This is a genomic window from Mitsuokella sp. oral taxon 131 str. W9106 (assembly GCF_000469545.1).
GTDB lineage: Bacteria > Bacillota > Negativicutes > Selenomonadales > Selenomonadaceae > AWVT01.
The window spans coordinates 270,838-290,495 of record NZ_KI273058.1 but is presented as its reverse complement, the minus strand read 5'-3'; the positions used below and the strand labels follow the sequence as shown (position 1 = coordinate 290,495).

The 19,658-nt window shown below is 53.0% G+C and carries 15 protein-coding genes and 1 pseudogene; 7 read left to right on the top strand and 9 right to left on the bottom strand.

Translation table 11 applies throughout. The annotated features are described in order from the left end of the window. Positions 1-5: 5 nt before the first annotated feature. The gene (locus HMPREF1985_RS05770; protein ID WP_040637201.1) at positions 6-803 is read right to left on the bottom strand and encodes an HD domain-containing protein; all 798 of its coding nucleotides are present in this window, start codon (positions 801-803) and stop codon (positions 6-8) included. A 264-nt stretch (positions 804-1,067) separates the two neighbouring features. On the opposite strand from HMPREF1985_RS05770, the gene HMPREF1985_RS05765 reads away from it, so the two are divergent. Both HMPREF1985_RS05765 and HMPREF1985_RS05760 read left to right on the top strand, forming a co-directional pair. Beyond that, positions 1,068-1,856, top strand: coding sequence for a vWA domain-containing protein (locus tag HMPREF1985_RS05765; protein ID WP_021771583.1), 789 nt, complete (start codon positions 1,068-1,070; stop codon positions 1,854-1,856). A gap of 91 nt (positions 1,857-1,947) precedes the next feature. After that, a complete protein-coding gene (locus HMPREF1985_RS05760) occupies positions 1,948-3,060 on the top strand; it encodes a M48 family metallopeptidase (RefSeq protein ID WP_021771582.1) in 1,113 nt (370 codons plus the stop codon). A gap of 128 nt (positions 3,061-3,188) precedes the next feature. On the opposite strand, the gene dhaL is transcribed toward HMPREF1985_RS05760, so the two are convergent. The 6 genes from dhaL to HMPREF1985_RS05730 all read right to left on the bottom strand — a co-directional run bounded on the left by dhaL (position 3,189) and on the right by HMPREF1985_RS05730 (position 7,831). Continuing rightward, entirely contained in the window at positions 3,189-3,821 is a 633-nt protein-coding gene (gene dhaL, locus HMPREF1985_RS05755; RefSeq protein ID WP_021771581.1) for a dihydroxyacetone kinase subunit DhaL, read from the bottom strand. 13 nt (positions 3,822-3,834) lie between these two features. Continuing rightward, the gene (locus HMPREF1985_RS05750) at positions 3,835-4,833 is read right to left on the bottom strand and encodes a dihydroxyacetone kinase subunit DhaK (protein WP_021771580.1); all 999 of its coding nucleotides are present in this window, start codon (positions 4,831-4,833) and stop codon (positions 3,835-3,837) included. A 12-nt stretch (positions 4,834-4,845) separates the two neighbouring features. After that, entirely contained in the window at positions 4,846-5,520 is a 675-nt protein-coding gene (locus HMPREF1985_RS05745) for a class II aldolase/adducin family protein (RefSeq protein ID WP_021771579.1), read from the bottom strand. 47 nt (positions 5,521-5,567) lie between these two features. Next, the gene (locus tag HMPREF1985_RS05740) at positions 5,568-6,923 is read right to left on the bottom strand and encodes a PTS galactitol transporter subunit IIC (protein WP_021771578.1); all 1,356 of its coding nucleotides are present in this window, start codon (positions 6,921-6,923) and stop codon (positions 5,568-5,570) included. Positions 6,924-7,074: 151 nt separating this feature from the next. Further along, the gene (locus HMPREF1985_RS05735; RefSeq protein ID WP_021771576.1) at positions 7,075-7,356 is read right to left on the bottom strand and encodes a PTS sugar transporter subunit IIB; all 282 of its coding nucleotides are present in this window, start codon (positions 7,354-7,356) and stop codon (positions 7,075-7,077) included. Positions 7,357-7,372: 16 nt separating this feature from the next. Further along, entirely contained in the window at positions 7,373-7,831 is a 459-nt protein-coding gene (locus tag HMPREF1985_RS05730; protein ID WP_040637199.1) for a PTS sugar transporter subunit IIA, read from the bottom strand. 307 nt (positions 7,832-8,138) lie between these two features. On the opposite strand from HMPREF1985_RS05730, the gene HMPREF1985_RS05725 reads away from it, so the two are divergent. Beyond that, positions 8,139-10,946 (top strand): sigma 54-interacting transcriptional regulator, encoded by a 2,808-nt coding sequence (locus HMPREF1985_RS05725; protein WP_021771574.1) that lies wholly within the window; start codon positions 8,139-8,141, stop codon positions 10,944-10,946. Positions 10,947-10,965: 19 nt separating this feature from the next. Beyond that, positions 10,966-11,185, top strand: a pseudogene (locus tag HMPREF1985_RS05720) (transposase); the annotation flags it as partial. Here the strand turns inward: HMPREF1985_RS05720 and HMPREF1985_RS11800 are convergent. Further along, complete coding sequence (locus HMPREF1985_RS11800) at positions 11,158-11,346, bottom strand: class II aldolase/adducin family protein (RefSeq protein ID WP_369758552.1); 189 nt, start codon at positions 11,344-11,346, stop codon at positions 11,158-11,160. The pseudogene HMPREF1985_RS05720 and the gene HMPREF1985_RS11800 sit on opposite strands and share 28 nt — an antisense overlap. A gap of 228 nt (positions 11,347-11,574) precedes the next feature. Here HMPREF1985_RS11800 and HMPREF1985_RS05715 point away from each other — a divergent pair, with 228 nt between their 5' ends. Further along, positions 11,575-13,452 carry a filamentous hemagglutinin N-terminal domain-containing protein gene (locus HMPREF1985_RS05715; protein ID WP_021771570.1) on the top strand — a complete coding sequence of 626 codons (1,878 nt, stop codon included), beginning with the start codon at positions 11,575-11,577 and terminating at the stop codon, positions 13,450-13,452. Positions 13,453-13,484: 32 nt separating this feature from the next. On the opposite strand, the gene HMPREF1985_RS11425 is transcribed toward HMPREF1985_RS05715, so the two are convergent. Beyond that, positions 13,485-13,760, bottom strand: a complete 276-nt coding sequence (locus HMPREF1985_RS11425; protein ID WP_196805329.1) for a hypothetical protein — start codon at positions 13,758-13,760, stop codon at positions 13,485-13,487. On the opposite strand from HMPREF1985_RS11425, the gene HMPREF1985_RS05710 reads away from it, so the two are divergent. Continuing rightward, positions 13,722-18,443, top strand: a complete 4,722-nt coding sequence (locus HMPREF1985_RS05710; protein WP_196805327.1) for a hemagglutinin repeat-containing protein — start codon at positions 13,722-13,724, stop codon at positions 18,441-18,443. The two genes, HMPREF1985_RS11425 and HMPREF1985_RS05710, sit on opposite strands and share 39 nt — an antisense overlap. Continuing rightward, positions 18,440-19,447 carry a hypothetical protein gene (locus HMPREF1985_RS05705; protein ID WP_155943523.1) on the top strand — a complete coding sequence of 336 codons (1,008 nt, stop codon included), beginning with the start codon at positions 18,440-18,442 and terminating at the stop codon, positions 19,445-19,447. The genes HMPREF1985_RS05710 and HMPREF1985_RS05705 overlap by 4 nt, the downstream gene beginning before the upstream one ends. The last annotated feature ends 211 nt before the right edge of the window (positions 19,448-19,658 follow it).

Genomic DNA, 19,658 nt, shown 5'->3' with positions numbered 1-19,658 from the left:
CATAATCATGCGTCCCATTTGTCTTCTTCAGCGCATTTCTTTTCGATATAGGATTTCAGCCGTGCGATTCCCTCTTCGACGCCTTCCTGCTCCGGCAGGTAACGAACGATGCGGTCGACGTAGCCTCGCTTCACGATTTCGCGCAGCGTCCAACTGAAATAGATGTCGTAAACCCACAGCAGGCGCACGAGCTTCCGGTCACCGTACGTCTTGAGCTCCCGGTAGTCCGCCTGTCCGCCCGCGCGGAATATCTCGATAAAATGCGGACTGATGCGCTGGCTTGCCGTCGCCTGGATGAATTTTGGTGCCTTGCTTTCGCCAGCCGGGGTCAAAAACGGTGCGAGCACGCGGTATATATCAAGCTTGTCCGCATCGCGCAGGAGCTTCGCGAAGGCAAGCGCGCGCGCGCTCGGCGCCGCGCCGATCTCCTTTTTGTTGTGGCGTGCGATCGCAAAGCGCACGAGATCGGCATCTTCCTTTTCGAGCCTTCCCCAAAAAGGCAGCTCGGCAAGCACGCTCAGCCCAAGTTTCGCATGATCTTCCGATGCAGCATCATGGAATGTCCTGTAGATGCTGTACTGGCGAAACCGTCCGACGTCGTGAAAGAGTCCCAAGATCTCAGCGAGCGCGCAGTCGTGCGCTGAAAGCCCGAGGTGTTTGGCGAGCTGCACGCAAATCGCCGTCACGCGCCCCGTATGCTCTTCCTTGATGCGGATGCCCTCCATGACCTCTGCATCGTCCGTATGAAAAGACTTCATGTAGCCGTCCATCCATCTGTGCATCTCTCGAAGCAATTCCCGCAAATACCTTCCCCTCTTCCATTCGACGCCTTTCGTGAATCATTCCAATTCACCAATCTTTCGATAGACCAACGTTATTATACTACGAAGTCTGCCTGCGCGCAATTTCCCGCATGCCATTCCACGCGTTCTTTTTCCCGTTTTTTTCTAAACTGATTGCACAAATCAACTTTTGTAATTGAACCATTATGTTTTTCCCGCTGAAATGGGCTATAATACAAATGATCCCGATCTTTTCTATCTACCTACGACAAGGAGGTTTTCCCCATGAAACGATTTTGGCTTTCCCTGCTCGGCTGCACATTCCTGGCGCTCATGCTGCTCGTGCCGAGCGCGTTTGCTGCACCGGGCATCGACGTTCCTTCCCTGACGGAGCCTGCGACCTACGTTCCTGCGGATAAAGCGGTGCCGACCGACACAGCATCGGCGCCGAAGCGCGTAGAGCTTGTTCTCGTCCTCGACAAGAGCGGCTCGATGTCAGGTCTCGAATCCGACACGATCGGCGGGTTCAACTCGATGATCGAAAAGGAAAAGAAGCTCGATGCCGACATCCACGTCACGACGGTTCTGTTCAGCAATGACTGCAAGCTTCTCTATGACCGCCAGCGCATCCAGGCGATCCCGCCGATGACGGACAAGGAGTACGAAGTCGGCGGCTCGACGGCGCTGCTCGACGCGGTCGGAAGCACGATCCTAAAGGTCGACAAGTACGAAGACGTCGCGCAGAAAGACAAGGACACGAAGGTACTCTTCGTCATCATCACGGACGGCATGGAAAACGCGAGCAGCGAGTTCACGAAAGCCAAGGTCAAGGAAATGATTTCGGACCGTCAGGAAAAGCAGGGCTGGGAATTCGTCTACCTCGGCGCGAACATCGACGCCGCAAAGGAAGCGGGTTCCATCGGCATCAACAAGGAAAATGCCGTGAAGTACAAGAACACGGGACGCGGCGTCCTCGCGAACTTCGACGCGCTCAGCACGTTCGTATCGGAGCGCGCCAATGACACGCCTGCTGAGAAAAGCCACTGGAAAGAGCAAGTGGAACAGGATTCGTAACAAGGATTCCTTAAGGACAACTATGGCTTAAGGGCAACTATGGAATGAAGCAAGCAACGTTCTTTTTGATCTTGCTTGAGGGGGGTCTTCTATGACAAAACAGAAGCGAAGAAGGCAGGTGATGGCCGGTGTCCTGGCAAGTGCCATCGCACTCGGCGGAAGCTTTGCCATGCAGCCGGCGCCGACGGCAAATGCGGGCAGTCTCGGCAGCATCGTGGGAACGGTCATCGCCGGTGCCCGGGCACACGAGCAGGCGAGCCAAGCGATCCGAGAGCTCAACGATACCGAGGAAGGCCGTCAGGCGCTCTTTCAGAAATACAAGGAAGAATACGGCGTCGAATACAATTCGCCGTATCAGGGACTTTGCGAGAGCGTCATGACGCGCCTGACACAGGGCATCGCAGCATCCGATCCATCCGTTTGGGACAAGCCGTTCCTTTGGTTCATCAATCAGGACGACTCCTTCAATGCGTTCTGCTCGCTCGGTCACGTCATGTCAATCAACCGTGGCCTTTTCAACTACCTCCAAAACGAAGATGAAATCGCGGTCGTCATCGGCCACGAGATGGGGCACGGCATGAAAAACCACGTTGCAAAGGCAGCGCACAAGCGCATCAATACGGCGATTCTCGCAAACATCGCCGCCGACATGACGGATGCGAGCGCCATCCGCAACATCGCGCTCGACATGACCGTCAAGCACGTCAATCAGGTCGTCATCGGCAAGGCAGATGAATGGGAAGCCGACGGTCTCGCGCTCCAGTACATCACGGCTGCAGGCTACAACCCGGGCGCGGCGGCAGCCGTTTGGCAGCGCTTCATAGACCACTCTGGAGACAACAAGGAAAACCTCGCAAGCGAGATCCTCAATCCATCCGATCACCCGTCGAACAGTGCGCGCCGTGACAAGTATGCAAAGTCCGTCAAGGACTACAGCGGCGGTCACGTCGACGTGAAGGACGGCATCGTCCTCGTCAACGGAAAGAAGCTCGTCACGCCCGCTGCAGGAGGCGGCATGAGCTCCGCCGAGCGCGCTTACTTCGTGCAGGGCAACCTCGCAGCCGCCTACCACAACGGCCACAACAGGAGCGAGGCTACCGCAGACGGCAATACGGTCATGCTCGGCGCACAGCCCATCATGACCTCTATGGACGGCGATGAAGCGGCATCGGTGATTGCCGATCGCCTGAACCAAATCAAGTAAGCCATTTCATCCACGACAAAAAGCCCTCCCGTTTTCCTCGATTGAATGCCACATGCAAAATCCATGGCAGTCAGGCCATACTGTAGAAAACGGAAGGGCTTTTTGCGCTGCAAGACCAAGTGGAATCCTTATCGGACTCCTTCTGCAATGCCGCGAACGATATACATAATCGCCGTCGCACCGGGGTCTTGACGCCCGACTGACTTTTCCCGGTAGTAAGCCGCACGGCCATGAACGGACTGCATGGTTTTCGTCTTTTCCACGCCTTCCTTCGCCGCCTCAAACGCATCCTGCCACGCGTCTTTCATAGACTTTCCTGCCACGCTTGCCGCTTCGAGCGCATCGACAGCCGGTGCGAGCGCGTCGAGCATCGTCTTGTCGCCGACTTTTGTCTTGCCGCGCTCCATGACGCCTGCTATGGCTCCTTTTCCCATTGCGATGAAATCGGCAAGCTTGACTTCCGTCTTGCCCTTTGCCTTTGGCGCTGCCTTGACGAAGCACGTGGATACGAGCGTGCCCATGGTCGAGGGGACCGCCGCATTCATCTTCATGCCGAGTTTCAGCAAAAGCTTGCCGATGTCCGTCTCGTCCAGCTTCCGGATTTCTTCCGTGACCACCTGAAACCCACTGCACATCGTGAGTCCCAGATCGCCATCGCCCATCGCACCGTCGAGTTCGATAAGCTCTTCTTTTGCCGCCTCCATGGAGGCGAGCACCGCGTCAAAGATTTTCGTAAGCTCTTCTTTCCGAATCGTTTCCATCCAAAAGGCCTCCTCAATGCGTCTGCTCAAAGAACGGGGAACAGCATGGTGCATCCACCAGCTTCGTGAGCTCATCATCGAGATTCAGCAGCGAAATCGACATGCCGGCCATCTCGAGAGACCCCGCATACTCGCCGATATACCTGCGATGAATGGAGATCCCCTTCTTGCCGAGCACTTCATAGATGCGGCGATATGCGATGTAGAGCTCTTCGAGCGGCGTTGCCCCGAGCCCGTTCACGAGGACGGCTACTTTTCTGCCGAAATCCATATCGGAGAAGATCTTGCCGAGCATCACGTCTACGACTTCATCCATTGGTTTCAAATCCGTCCGTTCGATACCGGGCTCACCGTGAATGCCCATGCCGATTTCCATTTCCGCATCGCCAATGGAAAACGTCGCTTTTCCCGCCTCCGGCACGATGCACGGCGTCAAGGCAATGCCCATTGTACGCGTATTATCGCACGTCTTCTGCGCAATGCGCGTGACTTCCTGGAGCGGCATCATCTGCTCGGCGGCGGCGCCTGCCGTCTTGTACGCAAACAGCAGTCCCGCAACGCCGCGGCGCTTCGCTTCTTCGCCCTTTGGTGCGGACGCCACGTCATCCGTGCCGAGCACTTCGGTGACCTCGATGTCGTCCATCTCACAGAGGTCTTTCGCCATGCCGAAATTCATGACGTCACCACCGTAGTTGCCAAAGAGATGCAGAACGCCCGCGCCCGCATGGATCGCCTTGTCCACCTCATACATATCCTCCGCACTCGGCGAAGCGAATACATTGCCGACCGTGACGCCATCGGCAAGCCCCTTGCCGACGTAGCCAAGGAAGAGCGGGAGGTGCCCCGACCCGCCGCCCGTCGCAATGGCGACCTTGCCTGCCTGTTTCGCATCTGCGCGGACGACGCGGTGCCAGCTTCCATCGAGCACTTTCAGCTCATCCCCATGCGCCGCGAGAATTCCTTCAATCGTTTCGCGTGCAAAATCCGCCGGCTTATTGATCAGCTTTTTCATATCGCTTCCTCCTTACTTTGTCTCGCCCGGCAAGAGCTGGATTTCCTTCGGGTATGCCCACTTCTGCAGCTCTGCATTTTCAAGCGCATGCGGCTCCTTTCCGCCGAGCACCGTGAGCGTCCGATAGTAAACCTCCGCAAGCTCCTCGACGTAGCTCGCTTTGAGAAGCGCTTCCTTCAAGTCGGCATCGACCGCGATGACGCCGTGGCTTTCCATGAGTGCGACGTCTGAAATGGAAAGCGGTTCTACGATGCTCTCCGCGAGTGCCGGCGTTCCGGGACGCCCGTACGCTGCAACGGGAATGTATCCTTCCTTGCAGCCGAGATTCGCGATTTCGTAGACAATGGCGGGAATGGGCTTTTTCAAGATCGAAAATGACGTTGCAAATTTCGAGTGTGTATGGGCGACAGCGTGCACATCGGAACGCGCTTTGTACGCCATGAGATGCATGAGCGATTCGCTCGTCGGGCGATGTCCAGTCTCAGCCTCAACAACCTTTGCGTCCATATCCATGACGATGATGTCATGATACGTGAGCTCCTCACGATCCATGCCTGTCGGCGTGATGCAGACGAGTCCCGTCTCCTCGTCACGCACACTGAAATTGCCTGAACGATGCTTGCAAAGCCCTGACCGATCTGCCGTCAACGCGTATGTTACAACCTGCTGTTTGAGTTCTTCCAACATAAAACCATCCTCCTATATCATATAAAACGATCGCTCTCATATAGGATTTACTTCTTGTCCATCTCGTCGATCCCCCGATTCACGGCACGCATACGCTTGTAGTACCAAGCAAAGAGCACAAAGAATACGACGAGAATGCCGATACCGGCAATTTCTCCGTTAAATGCATGCGCGAGCGCCCAGCGGAATTCCGGTGCTTCGAGCTGTATCCATGTGATGAACTGGCCTGATCCAACCTGCAGCGTGCCGGTAGATGCCGCCATATCCGTTAGGATCGGCGCAAAGCTCGTTGCGACGACAAGGTAAATCGGCGTCACAAGAATACAGAGGATAATCATGCGGATGAGGTTGCCGCGCGTGACGACGAGTGCGGGGACCGTAACGACGATGTTGATGACGGACGCAAGCGGAATGACATTGTTCATGTCGAGCTTGCTGAGAACAATGGCGAGAATCAGCTCAAACGGTACGAGTATGATCGCGGCAACCCAGATTTCTGACGAACCTGCGAGAAACGGCCAGTCGAGCCCAATGTAGAATGCGCGCCCTTGGAAACGTTTCTTCATGAATGTACCCGCCGCATCTGCAATCGGTGCAAGCGCCTGCATGAAAAGTTTTGCAACCATGGGAAAGAGGACGAGTGCCGTCGATACTTGAATTGCCGTCGTTAGGATTCCCTTAAGATCATAGCCGCCCATAACGGCGATGAGTGCGCCGATGAGGAAGCCCATGACGCTGTTCTCACCGAAAATGCCAATCTTGTTTTTGAGTGCCTTGGCATCCATGTTGACAGAGCCAAGTCCCGGAACAAAATCGAGTGCGCGATTGACAAGCGCGAGCAACGGCCCCTGCAGCATCATCGGGTGAGTGCATGTGACCCCCGGAATCTTACAGATTTGGTAAAGCTGCTTTTGGATCAGGTCGCCGCTGATGAGCTCGAAAATGATCTGAATCGCTGCCGCGATCAGTCCCAAAATGAGACTTCCCGTCAATCCCATGACCATTGCCGCGACGAAAATCTTGCCCCATACGTTCCACAGATCGACGTTCAGGCAATTCGTCCACTTCAGGGCAAGCATGAGCAGATTGATGCCGATTTGCAGCGGGAAGAGCAGGAGCGCATACGGCCAGGCCCATGCGATCGCCGCAATCGGCGACCAACCGACGTCAACGGCAGTGAGCGCAAGCCCAGTGTTCTCCACGAGAGCCTTCGCGGCAGGACTGATCGCATCGAACATGAACCCCAAGACCACGTTCATGCCGGTAAAAGCGATGCCGAGCGTTACGCCCGCAAGGATTGCCTTCTTCAGCGACATGCCCATGCATAGGCCGAGGACAATCATGACGGCAGGCAGGAAAATCGCTGCGCCAAGACCTAAGATGTAATGGACTGCATCCAGCATTTGATACACCTCTCTCAATTCTGTTATTTTCTTTCATTTTCATTTTCATCCGAAACTATGGTATAATGCAGTTGGCTGCCGACGGTTTCAGCGAGGCTGCCAACGGTCATCTGACCAGCCCTCACACCCCAATGCGAGGGCCTTTTTGCGTTCATGCCTCGATGAACTCCTTCAGCTTCTCCCACTCTGTATCAAGCCCTACCCCCGTGAGGAACGGAATGCCGCTCACCGTCGGCTTGTCAAACGTATTCGCCTCATTCGATACGATGGAAACGTAGATATCGCACGCGTCGATGATGCTTTCGAGAGACTTGATATCGACTGCTTCGACCGATACGTCAAGCGACTCGTCCTCACACATGCTGCTGATCTTCGACGCAACGGTCTGCGACGTTGCAACGCCAGAGCCACATGCCACATAAATCTTCTTCATCCCAATCCTTCCTTTCTTATGCCAAAATCTTCTCAAGCTCTTCGCGAAGCGCTTGCTTATCTTCTATCGCGTAGAGCTCCTTGAGCTGGTTCTCCTGTGAGAAAATAGACATGAACTTGCTGAGCATCGCGAGATGGCCTTCCGGGTCACGCACCGCCAGCATGAACACGAATTTCGCCATTACATCCCTGCCGCTGTTTCCCATTTCCTTGAACTGGACTGGCTCGGTCAGCCGTGCGACGAGGATCGCAGGCTTGTTCACATGCTGGGCTTCTGCATGCGGCATAGCGAGTGGAACGCCTGGCGTATTCAGCCCTGTCGGGTACTTGCGCTCACGCGTCAAAAGGGCTTCCGAGTAGCTGTCCTTGACATATCCCCTATCCTTCAGAATGCCCGTCAGCTCTTTCAGCAGCACTTCCCGTTCCTTCGCCGGGTACTTCATAAAAATCAATTCATCATGCAACATGGATTCCATTCTCTTCCCTCCTTTGCACATAGTATAATGCAAGATGCATGCCAATTTTGTGCATAATCGCAAGGAATCATGTTGCCCCTTCGAATGAACACGATCAAACACGGTTTATTCAAGTATAATTCGCATGAAATAAATTGAAATTTGCTTCATGCATTCCCAATCTTTCTTTTTCAAAAATGAAAATCTATGCACTTTTTGGCATGTAAGCTAAAAAGTGCATAGATTTTATATAAAAATTTATCGTATTTATGCGATTTTTATGCAGTTCATGATATGATAAAGAAAAACAGCGAAATGAGGGATTTTCATGAAAAAAGCGGAGATCCTATTGCAGTTCATCCAAAGCCATATCGTGTACGATACCTTCTGGGACATGCTCCGCAACGACGTAGTTCCTGGCATTACGGCGGAAGAAATCGAGCGTGCGCTCGGCATTGTCCGAAACAATGCGAGCACGCTTTTAAACAAGCTCGTCCGCGATGGCTTTCTCGTCAAGATCCGTACGCGGCCAGTCAGATTCGTCCCACATAAGATTCTCGCGCAATTTGCGTGCGAATGCAATCTGCCGCTCGCTTCTTCCTACACGCTCGCCGATCTGCAGGACGCGAGCCGTCACAAAGAAGAGGATCCTTTCCTGCACCTGATCGGCAATGACGGAAGTCTGAAACATCAAGTCGGGCAAGCAAAAGCGGCCATCGTCTATCCGCCCAAAGGCCTGCACACGCTGCTGCTCGGCGAGAGCGGCGTCGGCAAGACGACGTTCGCTGCAACCATGCATGCATTCGGTGCGCATGTGCGTCAAAAGCAGGCACAGGATTATCCCTTTGTTTCGTTTAACTGTGCCGATTACTACACCAATCCACAGCTTTTGATTTCGCAGCTCTTCGGTCATGCAAAGAATGCATTCACGGGAGCAAATACGGAAAAGGCAGGCCTCGTTGAAAAAGCAAACGGAGGCATCCTTTTCCTGGATGAAGTTCACCGCCTGCCGCCCGAAGGGCAGGAAATGCTCTTCTACCTCATGGATCACGGCATTTTTGCACGACTGGGTGAAAGCGGAAAGCCGCGCAAGACGGAAGTCCTCATCGTCTGCGCTACGACAGAGGATCCCGAAAACAATCTGCTTGCAACATTCATGCGGCGCATCCCCGTCATCATCCAACTGCCAAATCTCGCCCAAAAATCGATCAGCGAACGCGTCGAACTTTTGGAATACTTCTTTCGCATCGAAGCAGTCAATCTGAAACAGCCGCTTCTCATTGCCCCCGAGACGATGAAGGCGCTTGCCGTCTATCCATTTGACAAGGGCAATGTCGGGCAGCTTCGCTCCGAGATCAAGCTGCTTTGCGCCAATGCTTTTCTTCAAAGCATTCAGGATGGACAGCCGCTTCACGTCGATTTCGCAAGCCTGACGAGCGATATCAAAGACCGTCTCTTTCACCTCGCTCACCTTGACAAGGAAACGAAACGCTATCTTTCGATGTTCACGGAAACCATCATCATCTCTCCAAATCAGACCTCTGCACTTCCGCTTTTCGATCCGCCTACGAATCTTTACAACAACTTGCAGGACAAATTACTGACCCTGCGCAGCCAGGGGCTTCGCGCCGACATCATACACGACACGCTCCAAAAAGATATTGAAGCGTACTTCCGCAGTCTGACGAAAAGCATCCGCGGGTCGGATGCGGATCTTCGCACGCTCTACAAGGTCATTCCTGCCGAAACCGTCGATATTTCCGTTTCTCTCATCGACTTTGCCCGTCACCATTTGAACGTACAGTTCCATGAAAAATTCATCTTCGGCTTCTGTTTCCACGTGCAGGCACTTTTGTCGCGAAGCAATCAGATGCCGGAACTGCCCATCCCCCCCATTGCCGAAATCAAGCAGAAATATTCCCGCGAATTTCAAATTGCGGAGGAAATGATCAAGCGTCTTCGTCAACGCTTCCATGTGGAGATCCGCGACTACGAATGCGGCTTTCTCGCCGTCCTGCTCGCCAATAACAAGGCGGAAAGCAAGGCGCAGGAGCGCATTGCCATCATGATATGCTGCCATGGCGAGACGACGGCGTCGAGCATGGCACAGGTAGCGAACACGCTGCTCGATACGACGTGGATGAAGGCAATCAATATGCCCCTTTCTGTCAGTGTCGACGAAACGTATCAAAAGTTTCGCAGCATGGCACTCTCACTGCATCAAGGGCAAGGCGTTCTCCTCCTCGTTGACATGGGCTCACTGACCGAATTCGGACGGCGCCTGCAGCGCGAATGCGGGATCGAGGCACGTGTTATACCGAATATATCCATGCCGCTTACGCTGGAACTTCTGCGAAAAGTTCTCTACAAAACAAACGATCTTGACGCCATTTACCAAACCGCCATACGCCTCGAAAGCCTTCCTTCCGAAAAGCGCCGCCCCGCCATCCTCGCGCTCTGTATGACAGGCAAAGGAGCAGCCCCTATGGTGCAAAAGCTGCTCCTCGGTCTCCTCGGAGAAGATCGGCAAGGCAAGATCGATATTCTCGTCGAGCATTACATCGAGATAAAACGCCGTTATGAAACGCTTTCCAAACGCTATCATTTTCTCGCCGTCATTGGCAACATGGATCCGCAACTCGATATTCCATATTATTCGATCAGAACGTTGCTGGATGAACAGTTCCAGCGTACCTTTTTGCAGCGTATCGACAGCAGCATCGACTTCATTCCTGCGCCATGCAAAGAAAGATCCTTGCCGCCTCCTACTGCTGAAGCACAGGCGCGCGCGCTTCTCGATCGCTACGTGACCTACGTCAATCCGAGAGTCGCGCTGAAGTATATCCAAGAGTTCGCCCAAAGCCTGCAGGTCAAATTCGCCGATACGGAAAAAGAAGTCAATTTCTACGTACACCTCGGCTGCATGCTTGACCGATGCCTGCATCAAGATGCCATCTATTTTGACGATATCCGCCATTTTATCCAGTGTCATCAGACACTGTTCGACTCTGCCCGCGCTGCAGGCGATATCTTGGCAAGCCACTTCGACACCTCCATCAACGATGATGAAATCTGTTATATCCTGCAGATTTTAATCCAGGAAGATACGCTGCTGTCCCATCCTGATGCACCTTGAGCGTCTGATGGAACCGTTTTATTTTCCTCCGCCCCATCGGCCTTGGCAGAGGGGAACAAACGAGAACACGAACGGCTTGCTGCGGGAATATTTTCCGAAAGGGCAGGATCTTATGGATCTTTCAGAGGAGCGCATCCAGGAGGTTTTTGATGAGCTAAGCAAGCGTCCGCGTAAATGCCTCGGCTATCGTACGCCCTATTATGGAAGTTTTCTATAAGAAAAAGTTGCACTTGACTTGACAATTCGCCATCGAAAATGACGTCGCAAATTTCGAGTGTGTATGGGCGATGGCGTACACATCGGAACGCGCTTTGTACGCCATGAAGTGCATGAGCGATTCCGTCTTACCCCTGATTTTGATACAATCTAACGATGCACCCCCTAGGTCGAGATTTTGCACACCCTAGCCAAAAAAACTGGACACGGAAATCTAAAAATTGGTCAATGAGGCCCAGATATCGGATAATTCCTATCAAAGAGCTGAACATCCGCTAATGGACTCCATAGACCATAAGTCTACATTTATCCTTTTCCTTCCCCATTTTGCTCTCTTGGAAAAGTCATTAAAACATGCTATCATGATTTTATTCATTTCGTGTTTTACATCATTTAAGGAGGCTCTTATCGCGTGAAAAAGAAGGAACTGGCAAGAAAGATCACGAGCTGGCTTACCTTGGGCGCATTCTCTTTACAGCCTGCGCTTGCTTTTGCGACGGAAATCCTCCCAGATAGCAATGCGCCGATCAAGGAACGCCCCCTTGTAACAGAGACGGCGAGCGGCAATCCCCTCGTTCAGATCACAACGCCCACGGCAGGCGGCGTGTCTGCCAACCGCTATGAATTCTTCAATGTTCCCGAACGCGGCGCCATTCTCAACAACAGCTACGGCCTTGCCTCCACCGAACTTGCGGGATACGTGCAGGGGAATCCGTATCTCGCCACAGGCACGGCGCGGATCATCGTCAACGAAGTCACAAGCGCCAACCCGTCTGAATTGCGCGGCTTTTTGGAGGTCGCAGGAAACAAGGCCGGCATCGTCATCGCCAATCCCAACGGGATTCTGGCAGACGGCGCCGGCTTTTTGAATACGGCGAGGGTGACGCTTGCGACCGGGCGCACCGAGATGGATGCATCGGGCAATCTCGCCTCCATTCGTGTGGAAGGAGGCAAGCTCTCCATCACAGGAAACGGTCTCAATGCCCAAAGCACAGATTCCGCTGAAATCTATGCCCGCGCCATTGAAATCAATGCCGGACTCTGGGCGAAAAACGCCAGACTTGCTGCCGGAGCCAACGAAATCCGCTATGCAGATGGAACGAGCACGCCCATAAAAGGCAGGGAAAACACGCTGGCGTACGCCCTCGATCTCGCCGCCATCGGCGGCATGTACGCGAACCGCATCGAGCTTGTCGGCACGGAAAAAGGCCTCGGCGTCAACCTCGCAGGACAGATCACAAGCACGGAAGCCACCTCCCTCGACGTCAACGGCAATCTCAAGACCTCGGGCAACCTCTACACGGACGGCTCGACCCACATTCATGCAGACGAGATAGAAAACAGCGGCGCTGTTTACAGCAAGGAAGACACGACCTTGACGGCTTCCTCCTTGCAAAACAGCGACAAGATCATCGGCGGAGCAGATACGGCAATCCATGCCTCAGCCATCGCCAATACCGGCACGCTCGCCGCCGCCATCGCTCCCTCGGGCAAAACAAACGATGCCGGCACGCTCACTGTTACGGCAAAAGAATTTGACAACAACAACGCCCAACTCCTCAGCGGCAAAGACATCGTCGTATCCGCTGAAAACATGCACACGCAAAACAGCCGCATCGCGAGCAACGGGGATATTTCCCTCGTTTCTCAAAATGTCCTGACCGTTGAAAACAGTGCCGTCCAAAGCGGTAGAGTCCTGTCCATCGAAGCGAACACCATGCCCCTTGCCGGCAATCTCTCTGCCAACCGGGATATGCGCCTCACGCTCCATACCGGTGGCCTTTCCAATGAAGCTGCTACTGAAAACTTCGGCAATCTCCATGCGGGAAGAAACCTCACGGCAAATCTCCGGGGAAACGTCTACAATCAGCGAAAGCTGGAAGCCGCCGGCATGCTTTCCCTTGCAACGACAGGAAACCTTACGCAAACGGCCACGGGAGAAATCTCCGGAAAAAGCCTCGCCATTCATACGGCAGATATGGAAAATCGTGGCCTCATGCAAGCCGACGAAGAAGCCGCTATCACCGCCTCGAATCTCAAGAACGACGCCACGGGCAGAATCTACGGCAATACGCTCCATGTGCAAGCTTCGCATATCCGAAACGAAAAGAACGCCAATCTTGAAGCGCGTCTGACCGAAGAGATGCACCTGCTCAAGGAAAAGGCCGAGCTCCTCGAAGCCGCGCATCGCGTCGACGTCACAAAGTTCACCTCCCAGGCGGACATTGCCGTCTACAACGCGAACTCCAAAGCGCCGAATCCGCCTACGACGCACAGCAAAAGGTTGTAGATGCCGTCAAAGCCGAGCTCGCCGCCCTTCCCTCAGGCGTCATCGCCGCACGGGAAGCTCTCGCTCTTCAAGCAAACTCCATCCAAAACAGCGGGAATGCCCTGCTCTACTCGGGCGGCGATCTGTCGCTTGCGGCAAAAGAAGAAGTCGCCAATCGCGGCGCACGCGTCGAGGCGCAGGGCAGCATTTCCATTGCCGCGCCTTTGACGAAGAACGAAAACGCCGCCTTCTCCGCCAAGCGCGTCATCACAGAGACGAAAGACAATCCCGTGAAGCTTCGCATTGATGAGGGCGGCCATATCGAACAAGGGCAGGCATTTCCCGCAGAAGAATTTCGCGAGATCAACAGCGGCTACGGCGCATACCACAGTTATGTCGCGCCAAAGGCGATTCTTGAACCTGCGGAGTACAAGCCCATCGAGCAAATCTCGGAGGAAGAACGTGCCGCAGGCGAGAAGCCCATTCCGGACAAACTGATCGGCACCCTTGCGCCGACATACGCTTACGACGATCCGATCTTCAAACAATTCGGCATCGCCTCCATGAGCACGGACCGCCCCGCTGCAGACGATCCTGCACGCCGTACATGGGACGAAGCATACAAAAAGATTCTTGCAAAACTCAACGAAAAGATTACGGCGTATAATGCAGAGGCAAAAGCGTACAATCAAAAGATCGGCACGGCGGCAGGGCAGAAGATCATCCACTTCACTGTCATTCGCAGTCATTCGCTCCTTTCGAAGGAGCATGTTACCTCCTCTCTCCCCGGCAGTATCCGTGCAGGCGCGAACATCCTTTTGAACAGCGCCGTTGAAAACGAGGACAGCAACATCGTTGCAGGAGGAACGCTCCATGCAACGGGGGCGGTCAAAGAAGACGCAAAAAAACAGCAGGAACTTGCCGTCACCTTCGGAACGACACAGGGCAGTTATACCGAAAGAAGGAACTGGCTCCATAGAGGAAAAGTACGGAAATATCATGGCGTCGTCTTTATGACGCCCGAAATCACCAAGAGCAATCCCTCCCCCATCGGCGTGCAGACCTACGAGGGCGGCAATGCTGCGTCCGTCGAAAAGGCGAACATCCAAGATGCACAGAGACAGCGCGCGCAAAACGCGCTTTCCCCTTTCGGACTCTCCCACACGAACGCATCCAAATCCGACGACAGTACGAAGATGGAATCCCTCTTCGTCAGTTCTCTCTACCACGTCCATCCGGAATCCACGGCGAAGTATCTCGTAGAAACGGATCCCGCCTTTACCAACAAGCGGAAATTCCTCTCCTCGGACTACATGTACCGCCAAATGCAATGGGATCAAGACAAGATTCCCAAGCGCATCGGCGACGGCTTCTACGAGCAGCAGCTTCTTGTCGATCAGATTCTAAGGCAGACGGGAAAACGCCATTTGGAAGGCTATACCGACGATGAAACCGCATTCAAAGCATTGATGGATGCGGGCATTTCCTATGCCAAAGAGATGAACCTCGCCCCGGGCGTCGCCCTCTCCAAGGAACAAGTCGCTTCCCTCACCTCGGATATGATCTGGCTCGAAGAGCGCGAGGTCGAGGTCAACGGTCAAAAAGAACGTGCCGTCTACCCCGTCCTCTATACCAAGAATACGAGCAGTCTCAAGCTCACCGACGGCGGCAGCCTCGTCTCGGCGAAGAACATCGTCGTCGAGACCAAGGAAGCCCTCAAGAATGCAGGCACGCTCTACGGGGAGAACATCATCGCCAAAACGGGAGATCTGGAAAGCTCAGGGCTTGTCTTCGGCAAAAACATCGCTTTCCAGTCAGACAAGGACATCCGCATCCAAGGCTCGGTTCTCGGCAAGAAGTCTGTCGTGTTGGAGGCCAAGGGAAATATTGCGGCAAAGAGCACGAGCGAGCATCTGGCGAACCAAGATGTACTGAACACGACGGCAGGCATTGCCGTCAAGGGTGCGGATGGCGTCCTCGTCGCCAGCGCAGGAAAGAACATCGAGCTTGTCGGCGCAACGCTCTCCGCGCTCGGCAAGAACGGCAGCGTCCTCCTCTCGGCGGGAGAAAACATCACGCTTGACACAAAGAAGCTCCAAAGCCAGAAAGATATGACGGAGGATGCGGAAAACTATCTGCGCACCAAGCGCGGCACGGAACTCGACGCGGAGATTCGCGCCGACGGCAATATCTCCATGACTGCCGGAAACGATCTGAAAGCAAGAGCCGCTGCCATCGCCAGCACGGAAGGCACGACGTCCCTCGCCGCCGGAAAGGACATCGCCCTCACCGCAGGACGCGAAACTGCCGAAGATCACTACGGTCATCGCCATACGGCAAGCGGCTTCCTGTCGAGCACTCGGACAACGATCCGCATCGACAATGCGGCGGACGAGGCACGCGGCACGCTGGTCATAGGAAAAGATGTAAACCTCGCCGCCAAACAGGACGTGACGCTGCAGGCGGCAAACGTCCTCGCGGACAATACCACGAATGTCGCCGCAGGAAGAAACTTCACTGCGGCATCGGAAGAGAACTACGCCCATACGGACAGCTTCAAGGAAGAAAAGACCTCCGGCATCTTCTCCTCCGGCGGTCTCGGCTTCACCATCGGCACGCAGCAGGTCAAGAGCGAGCGCGACAGCTCCGCGCTTACACAGATGGGAACGAACATCGCAGGCTTTGCAGGCGACGTCAAGATCGCTGCGGGGGATACCGCACACCTCACATCGGCCAGCATCCTCGCAAGAAAAAATGCGAGCATCACGGCAAAGGAGACGCAGATCGACGGCAGGGAAAACATCTACCGCGACGCCTTGACGCAGGAGAGCCGAACGACGGGACTGACCGTCAGCCTCGGACATGGACTCTTGAGCTTCGGACAGGAGATCGCCGCACCTTTGCAGCGCATGGGCGAAGTGCAGGACGACCGCCTGAAAGCCGTCTACGCATGGAAAGCCGGCCGCCTCATCCACGAAAACTTCGGCAAGAGACAAACCCCGCTGAAAGATAACGCAGGCTTCTCCTTGAACCTCAGCCTTGGCACGAGCAAATCCTACAGCCGCACCGAGAGCGTCACAAGGGAATATGCAGGCAGCAAAATCGCTGCAGGGGAAAAAGCAGACCTCACCGCAACAGAGCGCGATCTTGCCATGCAAGGATCCAAAGTCGAAGGAAAGAACGTCGCCCTTGCAGCAAAGCAAAACATAGAGCTTCTCGCTGGAGAAAACAGCAATCGCACGACGAGCGAGAACAAAGCAAGCTCCGCCGGCATCGGCGTCTCCTTCAGCCAGCAAGGACTCTCAGGCCTCAGCCTAAGTGCAAGCAAAGCACAGGGAAACAGCAAGGAAAATGCCTCGACCTACACCCCGACGGAGATCGCTGCCAAAAACGCCCTGCAGATCGAAAGCGGCAAGGATATGAACATCCTCGGCAGCACGGTGCAGGGCGACAAGGTCACGGCAAAGATCGGCGGCAATCTCAACATCGAGACCTTGCAGGAAAAAGAAACCTACGAGGAGAAAAACACATTGGCGGGCTTCGATCTCTCGTGGAATATTCGCGCGGGAAAATTCTCCAAGCCCACGTTCGGCCTTTCAGCGGACAGAGGAACGATCGACTCCCACTATAGAAGCGCCAGAGGCCAGTCCGGTATCTTCGCTGGAAAAGGCGGCTTCGACATCTACGTCAAAAAGAACACCGACCTCAAGGGCGCGGTCATGGCAAGCGAAGCGGATGCGGGAAAGAACCGCCTCTCGACAGGGACGTTCTCTTTCAGCGGTTTGGAGAACGGTGCGGACTACAGCTCGAAAAGCATAGGCGCCGAGTATCACCACTACGGCAGCTATGACAAGATGAACCGACAAGAGAAGAACAAGGTCTATAATACCATAGGCCTCTCCCCCAACCTTTCCATGCCTGCCAAGGGCGATGCGAACGGCAGGACAACTTCTGCCGTTGCACCGGAAACAATCGACATTCGCAAGAATCCCACGCAGGACATCTCTGCCCTCAATCGTGATACGAACAACGCTTTGAACGAGCTTGGGCACATCTTTGACAAGCAAAAAATCGAAGAGCAACAGGAACTGGCCAAAGCCTTCGGTGAAGAAGCCTTCCGCCTCGCCCATAACCTCCCCGACGACGGAAGCGGCCGAAAAGTCACCGTCCATGCCATCATCGGCGGCATCATGAGCCAGATCACAGGCGCGGGGTTTGCTTCTGGTGCCATTGGCGCAGGAGTCAATGAGGCGATCATCGGCGAGATCAAGAAGATCAAGGATCCCGGCACCGCGCAGATTGTCAGCGCGATTGTAGGGGCTGCGGCAGCTAAGGTGGTCGGTGGCAATGCAGCGGCTGGTGCGGCTTCGGCGGCGAGTGGGACGAAGTGGAACCATTTTGGAGAGAACCATCCAGATAGTTATCCTGTACAGGTTGGAATAGCGATAGAATCAGATGTGATTGGGCATGCTTCATTAGTTGTATTGTACTCTGATGGGCATTATGAAGAGGGAAATTATGGTCGATATGGCGATAATGTTGGACGTTTATTTCCAAGTTTAAGTGGACATGGCCCAGCAAATTATACTGGAGGAGGAGTGTATGTTATAGACAATAATTTCAATCCATATAACGCAGAGAAAACCATTTATATGCTTAATCCGACATATGTGAATGCAAACGATGTCGTATATTCGTATAACTATGCGATTGATCACTACTTCGGAGGATATGTTCGTACCGATAAAGAAATTAGGTTGTCAAAGGATAAGGTTGTTTCGTATTACTATCAAGCTCCTACAGGAGTGAACGACTACCACTTATGGGACAATAATTGTGTGACAACGACAATTGATGCAATCGGATTCGGGTTACAAAACCAGACTGATATTGCAAGAGAAAGTTGGTCTTGGTTAGTTGAATCTCATGAACCTAATATGACAGGGAACAAATTGGCTACCGACTATGAATTTTTTAATGGAATGGGATTGGTTAGTGAGATTATCCGATGAAAAGATCAATATGCATCGTATTGTGCACAGTCTTGCTGATTTTTACTTCGCGGTTTATTTACCATGAGATATGTGCGCGTGCAACTTACGACGGGGTGATTGTTGGTTCACTTTCTGTAGGAGGGGAGAAAAGCATTTGTTTTTTTAATCCGAATTATGTAGATGAATATACATGTATTTCTTTAGATAATATACGTTTATTCCAAAATTGTAGGCTCTTAAATGCCGCCATGGATCAAGAAGGAGCAGTTTTTCTACTGATAACAAATCAAAAAGAGATACGAATTGTGAAATTAAATACCGACGGGATTGTCATTCTTCCGATAACTTTGACAATGCAACTTGGTGTGTCCATGGTTGTTACCGAAGAAAATATTATTCTTGACACACAGCAAACCATCTTCTTTTATGATAAAAAGGGACAAGAGATGAATAGATATCACTATCCGCGACAATATTTTTTTATGAGTCCATATAAACATGGTATACTAATACAAACCAAGTCCAAAGAGGTATTATATTTAACGGACAATAGCGTAGAACACCTTTTTACATTGAAAAAGGATCAGTATTTAGAGGGGGTGATGTCAGATGACGAACTAATCTTAGCTGAAGAGAGGGGAGAATTAATCACATTAGATACTTTTGGGACAATGAGAATTTCTGATCATATATGGATATCAGATGGGTATTCAGGAAGAGGAGTTTTAGTGACTATGATCCCCAGAGGGAGTGGAGGTGTTCATTTCTGGGAAAATGATTCATCTATTATAGATCTGGTGCGAGAGGAAAGCCCTGAGTTTTATAGACCATTTATTTATGATAGGTATACAAAAAATATAAGGCATCTGCCGAAATTTGCAACGCAAGTTTCTTTGTCATGGTCAAAATTTCCCTATCGAAAGGCATACTTTAATGATTTAGAATTACTGCTTGATTCTATAGAGGAAGGTGTAGATGTTTTTACAGCACAACCTAATTTTCTCCTGCCTAAGAAAAAGTAGAAATACAAGAACATCAAATACAGGAGATTTCAGTATTAAGATGAGACACCGTACACAGCCTTAACGAACTGGAGAAAATCTTCGACAAGGAGAAAATAGAAGCGAGGCAAAAGCTGGCTGCCATCTTCGGTGAAGAAGCCTTCCGCCTCGCCCATAACCTCCCCGACGACGGAAGCGGCCGAAAAGTCACCGTCCATGCCATCATCGGCGG

Excerpts from the sequence above, each read along its gene's own strand:
- HMPREF1985_RS05740 (WP_021771578.1), bottom strand. The coding sequence starts at position 6,923 with ATGCTGGATGCAGTCCATTACATCTTAGGTCTTGGCGCAGCGATTTTC.
- HMPREF1985_RS05705 (WP_155943523.1), top strand. The coding sequence starts at position 18,440 with ATGAAAAGATCAATATGCATCGTATTGTGCACAGTCTTGCTGATTTTT.
- HMPREF1985_RS05750 (WP_021771580.1), bottom strand. The coding sequence starts at position 4,833 with ATGAAAAAGCTGATCAATAAGCCGGCGGATTTTGCACGCGAAACGATT.
- HMPREF1985_RS05725 (WP_021771574.1), top strand. The coding sequence starts at position 8,139 with ATGAAAAAAGCGGAGATCCTATTGCAGTTCATCCAAAGCCATATCGTG.
- HMPREF1985_RS05735 (WP_021771576.1), bottom strand. The coding sequence starts at position 7,356 with ATGAAGAAGATTTATGTGGCATGTGGCTCTGGCGTTGCAACGTCGCAG.
- HMPREF1985_RS05760 (WP_021771582.1), top strand. The coding sequence starts at position 1,948 with ATGACAAAACAGAAGCGAAGAAGGCAGGTGATGGCCGGTGTCCTGGCA.
- HMPREF1985_RS05745 (WP_021771579.1), bottom strand. The coding sequence starts at position 5,520 with ATGTTGGAAGAACTCAAACAGCAGGTTGTAACATACGCGTTGACGGCA.
- HMPREF1985_RS05765 (WP_021771583.1), top strand. The coding sequence starts at position 1,068 with ATGAAACGATTTTGGCTTTCCCTGCTCGGCTGCACATTCCTGGCGCTC.
- HMPREF1985_RS05730 (WP_040637199.1), bottom strand. The coding sequence starts at position 7,831 with ATGGAATCCATGTTGCATGATGAATTGATTTTTATGAAGTACCCGGCG.
- dhaL (WP_021771581.1), bottom strand. The coding sequence starts at position 3,821 with ATGGAAACGATTCGGAAAGAAGAGCTTACGAAAATCTTTGACGCGGTG.